The sequence below is a fragment of the Leptospira paudalimensis genome (assembly GCF_026151345.1).
In the GTDB taxonomy this organism is placed as follows: domain Bacteria; phylum Spirochaetota; class Leptospiria; order Leptospirales; family Leptospiraceae; genus Leptospira_A; species Leptospira_A paudalimensis.
Window position 1 is genome coordinate 3,593,506 of sequence record NZ_JAMQPR010000001.1, and the last position, 12,962, is coordinate 3,606,467.

12 protein-coding genes are annotated in these 12,962 nt (G+C 38.0%); 9 read left to right on the plus strand and 3 right to left on the minus strand.

Annotated elements, in window-relative coordinates; all coding sequences use genetic code 11:
- Positions 1–13 precede the first annotated feature (13 nt).
- The 5 genes from ND855_RS16705 to ND855_RS16725 all read left to right on the plus strand — a co-directional run bounded on the left by ND855_RS16705 (position 14) and on the right by ND855_RS16725 (position 5,268).
- Entirely contained in the window at positions 14–754 is a 741-nt protein-coding gene (locus ND855_RS16705) for a response regulator (protein ID WP_265359260.1), read from the plus strand.
- 54 nt (positions 755–808) lie between these two features.
- The gene (locus tag ND855_RS16710; protein WP_265359261.1) at positions 809–2,257 is read left to right on the plus strand and encodes a 2Fe-2S iron-sulfur cluster-binding protein; all 1,449 of its coding nucleotides are present in this window, start codon (positions 809–811) and stop codon (positions 2,255–2,257) included.
- Complete coding sequence (locus tag ND855_RS16715) at positions 2,244–2,771, plus strand: NuoI/complex I 23 kDa subunit family protein (RefSeq protein ID WP_265359262.1); 528 nt, start codon at positions 2,244–2,246, stop codon at positions 2,769–2,771. Before ND855_RS16710 ends, ND855_RS16715 begins: the two co-directional genes overlap by 14 nt.
- A gap of 248 nt (positions 2,772–3,019) precedes the next feature.
- On the plus strand, positions 3,020–3,982 hold the full coding sequence (locus ND855_RS16720; RefSeq protein ID WP_265359263.1) for a hypothetical protein: 963 nt from the start codon (positions 3,020–3,022) through the stop codon (positions 3,980–3,982).
- A 71-nt stretch (positions 3,983–4,053) separates the two neighbouring features.
- Positions 4,054–5,268: an acetyl-CoA C-acetyltransferase gene (locus ND855_RS16725; RefSeq protein ID WP_265359264.1), complete on the plus strand. Its 1,215-nt coding sequence runs from the start codon at positions 4,054–4,056 to the stop codon at positions 5,266–5,268.
- A 155-nt stretch (positions 5,269–5,423) separates the two neighbouring features.
- Here the strand turns inward: ND855_RS16725 and ND855_RS16730 are convergent, their stop codons facing one another.
- Positions 5,424–5,843, minus strand: a complete 420-nt coding sequence (locus ND855_RS16730) for a winged helix-turn-helix transcriptional regulator (RefSeq protein ID WP_265359265.1) — start codon at positions 5,841–5,843, stop codon at positions 5,424–5,426.
- 107 nt (positions 5,844–5,950) lie between these two features.
- Here ND855_RS16730 and ND855_RS16735 point away from each other — a divergent pair, with 107 nt between their 5' ends.
- The 4 genes from ND855_RS16735 (at position 5,951) to ND855_RS16750 (ending at position 8,200) form a co-directional block, all read left to right on the plus strand.
- Entirely contained in the window at positions 5,951–6,751 is an 801-nt protein-coding gene (locus ND855_RS16735; protein WP_265359266.1) for an SDR family oxidoreductase, read from the plus strand.
- A 4-nt stretch (positions 6,752–6,755) separates the two neighbouring features.
- Positions 6,756–7,655, plus strand: a complete 900-nt coding sequence (locus ND855_RS16740) for an NADP-dependent oxidoreductase (RefSeq protein ID WP_265359267.1) — start codon at positions 6,756–6,758, stop codon at positions 7,653–7,655.
- Between the two features lie 5 nt (positions 7,656–7,660).
- Positions 7,661–7,759, plus strand: coding sequence for a zinc-binding dehydrogenase (locus ND855_RS16745; RefSeq protein ID WP_265359268.1), 99 nt, complete (start codon positions 7,661–7,663; stop codon positions 7,757–7,759).
- A 105-nt stretch (positions 7,760–7,864) separates the two neighbouring features.
- Positions 7,865–8,200, plus strand: a complete 336-nt coding sequence (locus ND855_RS16750) for a Zn-ribbon domain-containing OB-fold protein (RefSeq protein ID WP_265359269.1) — start codon at positions 7,865–7,867, stop codon at positions 8,198–8,200.
- A 129-nt stretch (positions 8,201–8,329) separates the two neighbouring features.
- Here the strand turns inward: ND855_RS16750 and ND855_RS16755 are convergent, their stop codons facing one another.
- On the minus strand, positions 8,330–9,757 hold the full coding sequence (locus tag ND855_RS16755) for a TolC family protein (RefSeq protein ID WP_265359270.1): 1,428 nt from the start codon (positions 9,755–9,757) through the stop codon (positions 8,330–8,332).
- A 1-nt stretch (position 9,758) separates the two neighbouring features.
- Complete coding sequence (locus tag ND855_RS16760) at positions 9,759–12,959, minus strand: efflux RND transporter permease subunit (protein WP_265359271.1); 3,201 nt, start codon at positions 12,957–12,959, stop codon at positions 9,759–9,761.
- Between the last annotated feature and the right edge of the window lie 3 nt (positions 12,960–12,962).

Sequence of the window (12,962 nt, forward strand, 5' to 3'; positions counted from 1 at the left end):
GACATAAAATCGAATGAATCGCCCCAAAGTTTATAAAATTTTACTCTTAGAAGACGATGAGAGTAGTGCCAAACTTTTATTACATACTTTAGAGAGATATAACTTTGATGTGACTCATGTTGTAGATGGAATGTCAGGTCTTACCAAAATTCGAAACAATAGTTATGATTTGGTGATCAGCGATGTGAACATGCCCTATCTGGATGGAATCAGTTTTCTCGAAAAAGGAAAGGACATGTTAAAAATGACACCCGTCATCATGCTAACGGCCGTTGGTGAAAAAGACCAAGTGAAACGGGCAGCATTAAGCCATGTCACTGCTTATCTATTAAAACCTATCGCGAACCAAGCCCTCCTCGAAAAAATCGCATTTGTTTTACAGCTGAAACCCGAAAACATTATCGATAAAAAAGCATTTCCATTACAAATCAATGTGACGGAACTCTCCATTTCACAGATGCAACTCGACATCAAAGGTTGTCCTGGTAAAAAATCCACAGAAGAGATATATGACAGGTTTATGCTTACCTTAGCAGGAAGAGGTAGTTTCACCAATTTGAGAATCAATCTCGATAACGCTTTTTTTTATGAAGTCCGTGCTTTACAAATTTTAGATGATTTGATCGCAAAAATTCTAAAACAGACCAATATCAGAGCTAGTTCCCTGTTTGTAGATTCCGAATTTTTTAGTAATCACGTAGTGGACTTACAGCCATACGCTTATCTCTCCGAGGTAAATATAATTTCCAAATGAAGGTTTGACAAAATCAAAAGACCTAAGTCTAATCAAACCTAGGGGGTCTGTTCTTTGGTTAAGATAAAGATAGACGGAGTCGAATACGAAGTCGACGAAAAGAAAAACCTCATTGATGCAACAAAAGAAGTAGGAGTCGAAATTCCTTACTTCTGTTACCACCCAGCTCTGAGCATTGTCGGTATGTGCCGTATGTGTCTCATTGAGATTGAAGGTGTACCTCGGTTACAAGCCGCATGTAATACTCCTGTAAAAGAGGGAATGGGTATCATTACCAAATCTGATCGTGTGAAAGAAGCACGCGCAGGTACCATGGAATTCCTTCTCGCCAATCACCCGTTAGATTGTCCTGTTTGTGATAAAGCAGGAGAATGCCGTTTGCAAGACAACGCATTTGGTTCTGGATCTGGCCATTCTCGTTTTGAATTTGAAAAACGAAATATCCCACAAGAAGAAATTGGAACGAACCTCATCATCAATCACAATCGTTGTATCGTTTGTTATCGTTGTGTTCGTTTTGAAGAAGAAAAAGTTGGGGAATCGAACTTAGGTCTTTTTGAAAGAGGGAACCATTCCATCATTGGTCTTGCAAAATCAGAACCAATTAATCATAATTACCAAGGTGCCCTTGCAGACATTTGTCCTGTGGGAGCCCTTCTTAATAACAAAACACTTTTTAAATCACGTGTTTGGTGGTATAAATCGCACAAATCAGTATGCCATGGTTGTTCCACTGGTTGTAATGTAACCACGAATGTACGAGACAATAAAATGTATCGATACATGGTACGTGAAAATTTTGAACAAGGAATGTTTTTCCTTTGTGACAAAGGTCGGTTTGATTTGGATTGGATGAACGAAAACCGTTTGTTCAGTTATTTGGAAAATGGAAAAAATTCCACATCACAAGTTGTGATATCTAAAATCATCGATCGATTGAAAGAAGCAAAATCCATTGCCGTTCTCGGTGGTGCTCACGAATCCAACGAAACTTTAGCAACACTCAAACAAAACCTAAATTCCCTCTCACAAGCATTAGGTGGCAAATCCATCCAATGGGAAACTCGTGTGACGGATGCTCAAAATAAAGAAACTGAACAGGTAGACTTTTTACTCACAAAAGACAACCACCCGAATACAAAAGGAGCAATTGACTTAGGTCTTACAACTCCTTCTGGAATTACTGGGATTGTTTCAGCAGTCAAACAGGGTTCCGTTGATTTAGTGATCCTGATCAAAGAATCCATTCCAGAAGGCATCGATCCATCTAAGGTGATTTGTTTTGATACCAATTTGACTGATACTGCGAAAAACGCATGTTTGGCGGCACCAATTCAAATTTTCTGTGAACATGAGGGCAGTTTTACCAACAAAAACGGCCTCAAACAGAACTTTGAAAAGTCAATGAATCCCATCCAAGGGTTGTTAACCTCTGCTGGTGTTGTTGAGCAAATTCTGAATACGATGACTAAAAAAATGGAGGCATCCGTTGGGAACCGTTAATGTCGTCAACGTAGCCAAAAAACACCAGTTTTCTTGGTATGAAAAATTTTACTTTTGGTCCATAGGCAAAGGCCTTTGGATCACACTCAAACATTTTGTAAAAGTTGCTTTGTTTAACAAACAGGTAACGATTGAATACCCTGATAAAAAACGTCAGTATTCCACAAGGTTTCGCGGGATGCACTCGATGAAACGAGATGAACAGGGTAGGGAACGATGCACTGCATGTTTTTGTTGTATGTGGATTTGCCCTGCCAATGCCATTCACATCGAAGCTGCAGAAGTGACTTCTGAACGCCAACACCTCCACCCCGAAGATAAATATGCCAAAAAATTTGAAATCAATTTACTTCGTTGCATCTTTTGTGGGTTATGCGAAGAGGCATGTCCGAAAGGAGCCATTTATTTGGATGGAACGGGTGAGATGGCGGCCGACAACCGAGAAGATTTGTTTTTGACCAAAGAAAGAATGATGGAAAAAACAGGTGGTCCCATCCTCGGACAAAGGAATTAAGATTTCACTCTATCTACGAAACAAAAACCCGGAATTGTATGGAATAAGGACAGCCGGGTTTTACCTCTAACCATTTCATTTCAGCATCTGTGTTTTCCAAAATTCCTTCATTCAGTACCTATTTACTCAGTTTGTTTGTAAGATCGGTTCTACATTTGCATACTTGCACCTTAGTTTCGAATGGTTGTAAGTTTCCTTACGTTTGGAGATTTTGGATCTATTTACTATTTTTCACATATTCCTTCGGAATGGGCATTGGAATTCTATCTCCTTTGATTGCAGAGACTACCATCATTGAAAATGAAGAAGATGAAAAACGTGTCTTAGAAAACCATGCCTTTGAAAAATTGCGTTTTGGCCTAGCTAATCATATCCATTATTACAAGGTCAAAAAAACAAAAAACACAGTCGTCGAACAAAGGTCAGGTCGCAAACGATTGTATGACCATAATTTAATTTTAAGATCCATGTTTCGGAATCGAATTCTGCATCACAAGTATGGGTCCATTGGACGACTGTTAGATGGTGCCAGTTTTATCGATTTTGGCAGTGCCATCTTGTATGAAGAAGGTGCCGTTACAGTGCGAGATTTGTATGAAGACCAGTTTCTCTCTCGTTACATCCGTAAGATTGTCGCCACCGATATCAATGACCCTGAATACGATCACACTCGTTACATCGAAATCCACTTCACGGAACGAGATCCCTTTCCTTTTGCGTTCAATGAAATCCCTTACCGTTTGGATGACCCTTCCTACATTCGCATTTTGACGAAACTTTACACACCCAACGAATTTTCGCCTGTGATCTTTCGAAGCACCAATTCTGGACCTGATTTGTTTTATACTGTCGAGGAGATGAAGGAACATTTTCGCTCTGTTTTGGATGCCAATCCACACAGGACCATTTTGTATTTTTTCAATCGTTACATTTTCTTCCGAACTCCCTGTGAATCCAAATTCCAACTCATTGGAACCATCGATGAAAAGGTCGGTGTGAACCATAGTTTTAGTGCCTGGCGCTATGTGGACTGGAACAAACGGGAATTTTCCGAGGCAATCGATCCAAATTTTCGGTACATCCGGATCGCAGACGAACGGACAGAAAGCAAGGCGGACCGGTTTGATGCGATGATTTCTGGCTATTCTTGCCAATTCCAAGCGAAAATGAAGTACTACCGTCACAAATTCACAAAAACTATGACGAAATGATGATTTTTTTACTTTTCTTGTGAGGCGAACTCTGTACGTTTTTCCTAGAACACCCAGAGAGAGGTAAACCCATGGGGAATTCCTATATTATTGATGCTGTCCGAACTCCGAGAGGAAAGGGCAAAAAACGTGGGACACTTGCATCCGTCCATCCACAAGAATTAGCTGCTGCCACATTAAAAGCCATCCAAACCCGAACAGGAATCGATCCAAAAACGGTAGAAGAAGTTGTAATGGGTTGTGTATCCCAAGTTGCTGACCAAGCGGCATGTATCGCTCGTTACGCGGTTATGGCTGCACATTGGCCAAAAGATGTTCCTGGTTATACAGTAAACCGCTTCTGCGGTTCTGGATTACAAGCTCTTAACAACGTAGCAAACCATGTTGCTTCCGGAGCAATGGAAATTGGCGTTGGTGGTGGAGTTGAATCCATGAGCCGTGTGAAAATGGGTGATGATATGCTTGGTCGTGACTTCAATGTTGGTAACGATAAAATTGCTTCTCATTACAATCTTGTTCCACAAGGGATTTCTGCTGACTTAATTGCTACGAAGTATGATATTTCTCGTGAAGAGGCAGATCGTTTTGCAGAATCTTCACAACAAAAAGCTCATGCAGCAATCCAAAATGGTTACTTCAAAAAATCTGTGATCCCAATTACATTGGATGATGGAACTGTTGTAACAGAAGAAGAGAATCCACGATTGGAATCCGATTATGCTTTCCTTTCTGGACTTGGTCCTGTTTTCAAAACAATTGGTGAAAAAGAACTCGATGCAATTGCACTTCGTTCTTATCCAGAAATCAAAAAAATCAATCACATTCATACACTTGGTAACTCATCTGGTATCGTGGATGGTGCAGCAGCGATTTTAGTAACAAATGATGATGGATTAAAAAAATACGGATTAAAACCTCGTGCAAAAATCCTTGCGACTGTTGCTACTGGTGAAGACCCAACCATCATGTTAACTGGTCCAGTTTCTGCTTCACAAAAAGCATTAAAACAAGCTGGTCTTAGTGTAAAAGACATTGACCTTTGGGAAATCAACGAAGCATTCGCATCTGTAGTGTTATACGTTAAGAAAACACTCGGAATTGATGAATCCAAAATCAACGTAAATGGTGGAGCGATTGCCCTTGGACACCCACTCGGAGCAACTGGTGCAATTCTTACAGGAACTGTACTTGACGAGTTGGAAAGAAGAGACCTTCGTTATGGACTCATCACACTTTGTATTGGTGGTGGTATGGGTATTGCAACAATCATCGAACGATTGAAGTAAAACCTTTTCTTACTTAAAAACACATTTGGATCAGATAACATTGGTCCAAATGTGTTTCTTGCTTTTTAGTTTTCTAAAATACTAATACTTCCGAATCATTTTCTCCTCAAAATTAAGAAATTACATTGTCGTGTATTTCGATCATGCAAACCAAATCAACTTGTGATTTGTTTCTTAAGTTTTTTTGTCATTGCCATAATGAATTCGTCCTTGTTTTTCTTAGCTTCTTTGATCTGCGCTTTGATTTCGGCTGGGATTTCCATGTACTTGTCAGCCCATAACTGGATTTCAATGATGATTGGAAGAAGATCGATTGCTTTGTTTGTTAGTTTATACAATACTTTCGCTTTACTCGTTGGATGTTCCAATTTCTCGATGAGGTTGTGTTCTTCTAAATTTTGAAGTCTTGCCGTTAGGATGTTTGTTGCGATACCTTCCTGCGACTTTGCAAAATCGCCGAATGTAGATTTATTAAAGAACATCATATCTCGCATGATGAGTAAAGACCACTTGTCACCAAATATGTCCAGTGAACAGCTGAGTGGGCATTCCGACCTTTTTTTGGCAATTTCCATCGATTTTAGTCCCAAAATTTATTAAAAAAAATTCACTTGCAAAATAAAAGCAATATTTTCACTTGCAAAATGCAAGTATAATTTAGTAAAAAGAGTCAAATCATAGTATGAAACAAACAATTTTAATTACAGGTGCATCTTCGGGATTTGGATTGATTCTTGCAACCAAACTCCACGAATCTGGTTATAATGTCATCGGTACAAGCCGCAACCCAAATCTAAGCAAGGTGCCATTTAAGATGTTACCTTTAGATATTGCAGACGATCGTTCTATCAAGGATTTTCGCAATGAATTGTTCAAATACATTTCACAAATTGATGTTTTGATTAATAATGCTGGATTTTATCTTTCTGGTCTTGTTGAAGAAACTTCAATTGAAGAAGGAAAAAAACAATTTGAAACAAATTTTTGGGGAACAGTTAAACTAACAAAAGAGTTATTACCAGATTTTCGAAAACAGAAGTTTGGAAAAATAATCACAGTTGGTTCCATCATGGGACTCTTAAACTTTCCAAGTGCTTCCTATTATGGTGCTTCCAAACATGCATTAGAAGGATTTTTTAAATCCTTACGATTTGAATTAAATGAATTTAATATAAAAGTTGCTATGGTTGAACCAATGGGGTTTAAAACAAATATCATCAATAATGCGGTTAAAGCTGGAATCAAAATTGATAATTACAACAATTACCGAAGTAAACTTGAAAAGTTCTCCGAAGATTTGTTTGCAAATGCTCCTGAACCAACTCCTGTCATTGATACCTTAGTTAAATTAATCGAAACGAAAAATCCGAAATTTAGTCATCCAGTTGGGAAAGGTGCTTCTGTAATTTTAGCGATCCAACACTTTGCATATCAATTATTTGAAAGTTCCATCATCAAAAATATCAATCGGTTTAAGGTTTAATACAATGAAAGCATACCAAGTTACACGTTACGGTAAAAAAGAAAAATTGGTTTTATCGGAAATTCCAGAACCGATTCCAAAAGAAAGCGAAGTTTTGGTGCAAGTACATGCCACAGCCATTAATTTACTCGATTCATTGATCAAAAACGGAGATTTTAAAATTTTCCTTCCTTACAAAACTCCTTTTACCAATGGACACGATTTGGCTGGTGTTATTACAAAAGTGGGATCCAATGTAACTGAATTTAAGGTTGGAGATGAAGTGTATGCAAGACCCGCAGATTTTCATATCGGTACATTTGCACAATCCATTGTTGTACACCAAAATGATTTAGCAATGAAACCGAAGAATGTTTCGATGGAAGAGGCGGCTTCGATTCCTCTTGTTGGCCTTACTTCATGGCAAGCTCTTGTGGAGATTGCGAATGTCAAGAAAGGTCAAAAGGTATTTATACAAGCTGGATCTGGAGGAGTTGGAACATTTGCAATCCAATTGGCAAATCACTTAGGTGCATTTGTTGCGACAACAACAAGTGAATCAAATGCTGAAATGGTGAAAAGTTTAGGTGCTGATTTAGTAATAGACTATAAGAAAGAAGATTTTTCGATTCTTTTAAAAGATTATGATGTAGTATTACATAGCAATCGAGAGAATGAAATTCTTAAAAAATCTTTATCCATCTTAAAACCTGGAGGAATTTTAGTTTCCTTAACTGGACCCCCCACTGCAGAATTTGCAAAAAAAATTGGATTGGGATGGCCCATGCAAATTCTAATGAAAATACTGAGTTATTCAGTAACTCAGATAACAAAAAAACTGCGAGTTCGTTTTGAGTTTTTATTCATGAAGGCAGATGGTAATCAACTCAGTGAAATAACCAAATTAATAGAATTGGAAAAATAAAACCTGTGATTGATCGTGTTTATTCCTTTGAAGAAACCAACGAGGCAATGTTATATGTAGAGACTGGTCGCAGTAAGGGGAAAGTAGTCGTAAAAGTGATATAGATTGATTTTAGATCTCTGTGTTTTGAAGGAAAAAATTCAATTTGCCTTTCCAAACATTCTGATAAACAGATTGCAATTAATATTCACAAATACGAGTAATGACCTATGACGCCCACAGAATCCTTAACGGGAATAATTTGCAAAGAGTGCCAATTCAAAGTAGCAGAAGTATTAGATGGTTGCCCATCCTGTGGCAGTGATTCTGTTGAAACTGTTGAATTGAAACAATCTGGAACCATTCTTTCCTATACTATTGTTTACATTGGGTTTGGTCATATGGCAGAAAGAGCTCCATATGTTTTAGCAATTGTGCAAACAGAAGAAAATGTTAAACTAACTACCGTTATCGAAGGTGTGGTTGATTTTGGAACCGTTAAAATCGGTGACAAAGTTCGCTTCAAGGCGATTGATGAGAAAATCGGACCTGTGTTTCAATATTGATAGCTTTCAGTGAATTCAAAGCAAACATGTTTCAATTGCAATTGTTTTGGAGATTGGAAATTTATAGTGTTAGTTTATTGCTATTGAAATAACCAACACTAAGCAAAGTGATTAAATTAGAATTTTAAACTAAAAACTTCCATTTTTCCTTTCAGCATCCATTTCTTTTTGTCCACGCCATCCACCACCAAGTGCTTTATACAATCCAACATTCGCTTCTAATAGATTGTATTTTAGTTCAAGTGCTTCGACTTGGGCTTCTAAAAAATCTCTTTGGCTAAACAAAACATCAATGTAATCAATTCTACCCGCTTTAAATAAAATGTTCGAAATCTCAACGGACTCTCTTAGATTTTGAACCTGTTTATTCTTTGCATCATACTTCTGTGATAAATTTTTGATTTTCACAATTTGATTTGTTACTTCCGTAAATGCTTTTAGAAGTGAAACTTCATAATTGTATATGGCTTGGATTTGTAGGTTGTTTGCTGTTGCATAATTTGCTTCGATCGCCTTTCGATTGATGAGTGGTGCGATGATACCACCGCCTAACCCATAAGCTAACGAAACAGGTGTTCCTTTAAAATGTTTGGAATTAAATGCTTCATATCCAATATTCCCATCAATCTTAAGTGAAGGATAAAATCTTGCTCTTGCTACTTCAATGTCTAATTTTCGTGATTCTAAAACCAAACTTGCCTGTTTGATATCGGGCCTGTTTTCTAAAAGATCAACAGGAACAGATTTTTGAATTTCCGGGAGTGTAATTTCCAAAAAGTCATCAGACTTTCTAGTAATTCGTTCTGGGAAACGTCCCAAAAGAAAATTAAGTCTGTTTTCAGTGATAGCTATTCTTTGGACTATATCGTATTTACGAGCAAGGTTTTTTGCTACTTCCGCTTCAAACCTTTTTACTGCCAACGAAGTCGTTCTACCAGCTTCCCTTTGTAATACGACCATCTCTTTTACTTTAGAGAGAACTTCTATATAGTTTTCAATTAAAGTTAATTGATTATCAAGGGATTTTAGCTCGAAATACGTATCTGAAATTTCAGCAACTAAATTGGTAACAACGTACCGCTTACCTTCAATACTCGCGAGGTAAAGTAGGTAAGCGGATTTCGTTGCATTTCTTAATTTTTTCCAAATGTCAATTTCCCAGCTCATTACAAGCCCACCATGGGCAAATAATGTCGGTGAATTGGCGTTAGGTGTGCTAAATCTCTCTTTCTGTTCGGAACCACCGTCTGCTTGGAGAGATAATTTTGGTAAATATTCCCCTTGTCTTGAAAACACTTCGTTGTTCGCGATACTAATTTCTTGTTCTAGTACAGCTAGTTCCTGATTGTTTTCGATCGCAGTGTCGATTAATGATATCAATTGTGGTTCGTTAAAAAACTGGTTCCAAATTTCGGTTTGTAACTTCTGAGCTTTCTCGGAAGATTCCCAATTTTCAAATTGTTCTGGAAGTTTTAAATCTTCCTTATCTCTTTCATAAAGAGCAGGAATACAGGAAACATTCCATAAAACTAAGAATATGATTAAGATTCGTTTCATCTTATTTTTTTCCTTTCCTGGATTTTTTACGTTCCAATTCAGAAGTTTCATACATTCTGTCTGACTCTGATAGTGGCATGTTGTCTTCATGGTAAATTAGATTTTTGCCTTTAGCTATGTTTGCAAAGATAATGTAGAGTCCGGGCACTACGATGACTCCAAAGACAGTTCCAAATAACATACCACCCAATGCACAGGCACCAATCGTATGATTGGCAATCGCACCTGGACCTGTTGCTACAACAAGAGGAATCAAACCAGCTACGAAGGCAAATGAAGTCATCAAAATTGGTCTAAACCTTGCTTTTGCTCCTTCTAACGCTGCATCAAACACACTAAGTCCTGATTCTTGTCTTTGCCTTGCAAACTCTACGATCAATACGGCGTTTTTACCAAGTAATCCAATTAACATGATCATACCAATCTGGGCATAAATGTCATTAGCTAGACCTAACAATCGTAACAAGAAGAAGGAACCAAAGATTCCCGGAGGGAGTGAAAAAATAACTGAGAAAGGAATAATGAAACTTTCATATTGTGCAGATAACACGAGGTATACGAACACAATCACAACTATGAAAATGAATATGGCTTCATTTCCGCGAGAGGCTTCATCATAAGAAAGTCCTTCCCAACCTACTTCAAATCCTTTTGGAAGATTTTTAGCTACTTCTCTAATTGCATCAATGGCATCACCAGTTGTGTAACCATCGCCAGGTAAAACGTTGATTACGGAAGATGTATAAGCATTGTACCTTGTGATCTCATTGGCACCTTGTTTTTGTTCGAGGGACAAAAAGGAAGAATATGGTACCATTTCTCCTTTGTCATTCGGAGTAAATAAACCTAGGATATCAGTTGGTAATCTTCGGTATTCAGGTGCTGATTGAACGTATACTTTGAAGAATTGATTGAAGCGAATAAATCCTTGTTCATACGTACTACCAACGAGGATGTCCAAGTTGTCCATTGCATCACCAATGTTGACGCCTTTTTGCATCGCAAGTTTTCGATCAAGTTTCACTTCCAATTGTGGAAATTTTGCTGAGTAAAAAGAGAAAAGACCTGTTAGTTCTTCACGTTTTTTTAACTCTTCCATAAACTCTACGTGAACTTTATCGAAGGCAGTGTAATCTCCACTATTGGTTTTATCCAATAATCGAAACATAACTCCACCTGCTGCACCAAATCCAGGAACTGCTGGTGGTTCAAAGAATTCGATAATGGCACCAAAATTCTTAGTTTTGTGCTCTAGCTCTTCCATTACATCATGAACTGAGTTTTTTCTTTCCGACCAATCTTTTAAACTGATGAGACATGTTCCTGCGTTGGATCCTTCACCTTCTGTTAAGATTTCGTATCCCGCAAGTGATGCGACCGAATCAACACCTTCAATTTTTAAAGCAATCTCTTGGAGTTTTCTTGCGACATCATTTGTTTTTTCAATGGTTGATCCCGGTGGTGTTTGGATCACAGCGTAGATCATACCTTGGTCTTCACCGGGCACAAACCCTGCAGGCACCAACTGCGATAAGAAAACAAAACCAACCGCAAAGAAGAGTAGTAAGGAAACAATAAATACCTTCGAACCTGAAAATTTGTGCATTAGGCTCACATATTTTTCTGTGAGGATCTCAAAGTAAAAATTGAATTTCTCTAAGAATAGATCAATTGGGTTATGTGATTTTTTGTTATGAGTATGAGGTTTTAAAATCATCGCCGTTAAGACAGGCGTTAATGTTAAAGCGACAATTCCAGAAAGCACAATTGAAGTGGCCATTGTGATCGCAAACTGACGATAAAATACCCCAACAGGACCTGGTAAAAATGTAACAGGCACAAATACTGCTGTCATGAGTAAAGTAATCGCAATTACGGCGCCACTAATTTCGCCTAATACTGCTTTAACGGATAAATAAACACTCAAATGGTCTTCGGCCATTTTCGCATGGACTGCTTCCACAACAACAATGGCGTCATCCACCACAATACCGATCGCAAGAACCATCGCAAACAAAGTGATTAGGTTAATGGTAAGTCCCAATGCCATCATAAAGGAAAAGGCACCGATGAGGGATACTGGAACTGCAATGATAGGAATTAACGTCGAGCGCCAATCTCCCAAAAAGATAAAGACAACAATGGCTACTAAAACAAAGGCTTCTACTAATGTATGAATTACTTTTTCGATGGCTGCATCGATAAAGTTCGATACATCATAACTTAATTTGTAATCCATTTCTGGTGGAAAAGTTTGTTTTAACTCTTCAAGTTTTGCTTTGATGTCTTCAATTACAACTTTGGCATTACTGCCTTCCGTTTGTTTGAACATAATCGCCGCTGCAGGATGTCCGTCCACATCGGAGTAAATATTGTAAAACTCACTATCAAGTTCAACCTTTGAAATATCTTTGAGGTAAAGTAACTCACCACCATTTTTAGCACGGATGATGATATTCTCATATTGGCCAGGTTCGTTAAACCAACCTTCGTAAGTGAGAGTGTATTCTAATGATTGTGCTTGTTTTCCAGAACTTTGGCCAAGTCTTCCAGGTCTAGCAATGATACTTTGGTCTTCAATTGCCTTCATCACTTCAGCAGTTGTCACATTATAAGCACGCATTCTATCTGGATTTAACCAAACGCGCATCGCATATTGTCTTGTTCCTAAGATCTTAGCTTGTCCGATACCATGAATCCTTTTTAATTCAGGTAGTAAAAACACTGTCGCATAGTTGTATAAAAACTTCTCACTCGCATTTGGATCTTTACTGTATAAGTTTACATACAATAACATACTTGGTTGGACAGGTTGGACAAATATACCTTCCAAACGTACGAGTTCTGGCACACGATACATCATTTGGTCTACCCTAGTTTTCACTTGTACTAAGGCATCATTTGGATTTGTTCCAGGATCGAATAAAACTTGTATGATTGCATCTCCAGAACTTGTGGAGGAAGAAATCATATATCTCATTCCTGCAACCCCGTTGATAGCTTGTTCCAATGTTGTTATCGTAGATTGGACTAATACTTGTGCACTGGCACCTGGAAATGATAGAGTAATCGTTACACGAGGAGGTGCAATTTCAGGGAATTGTGAGACTGGTATGTTCTTAATCGAAATTAATCCGACGAACACAACTAGTACGGATATAACTATGGCGAGAACGGGTCTCTGGAGAAATTTTGTAAACATACA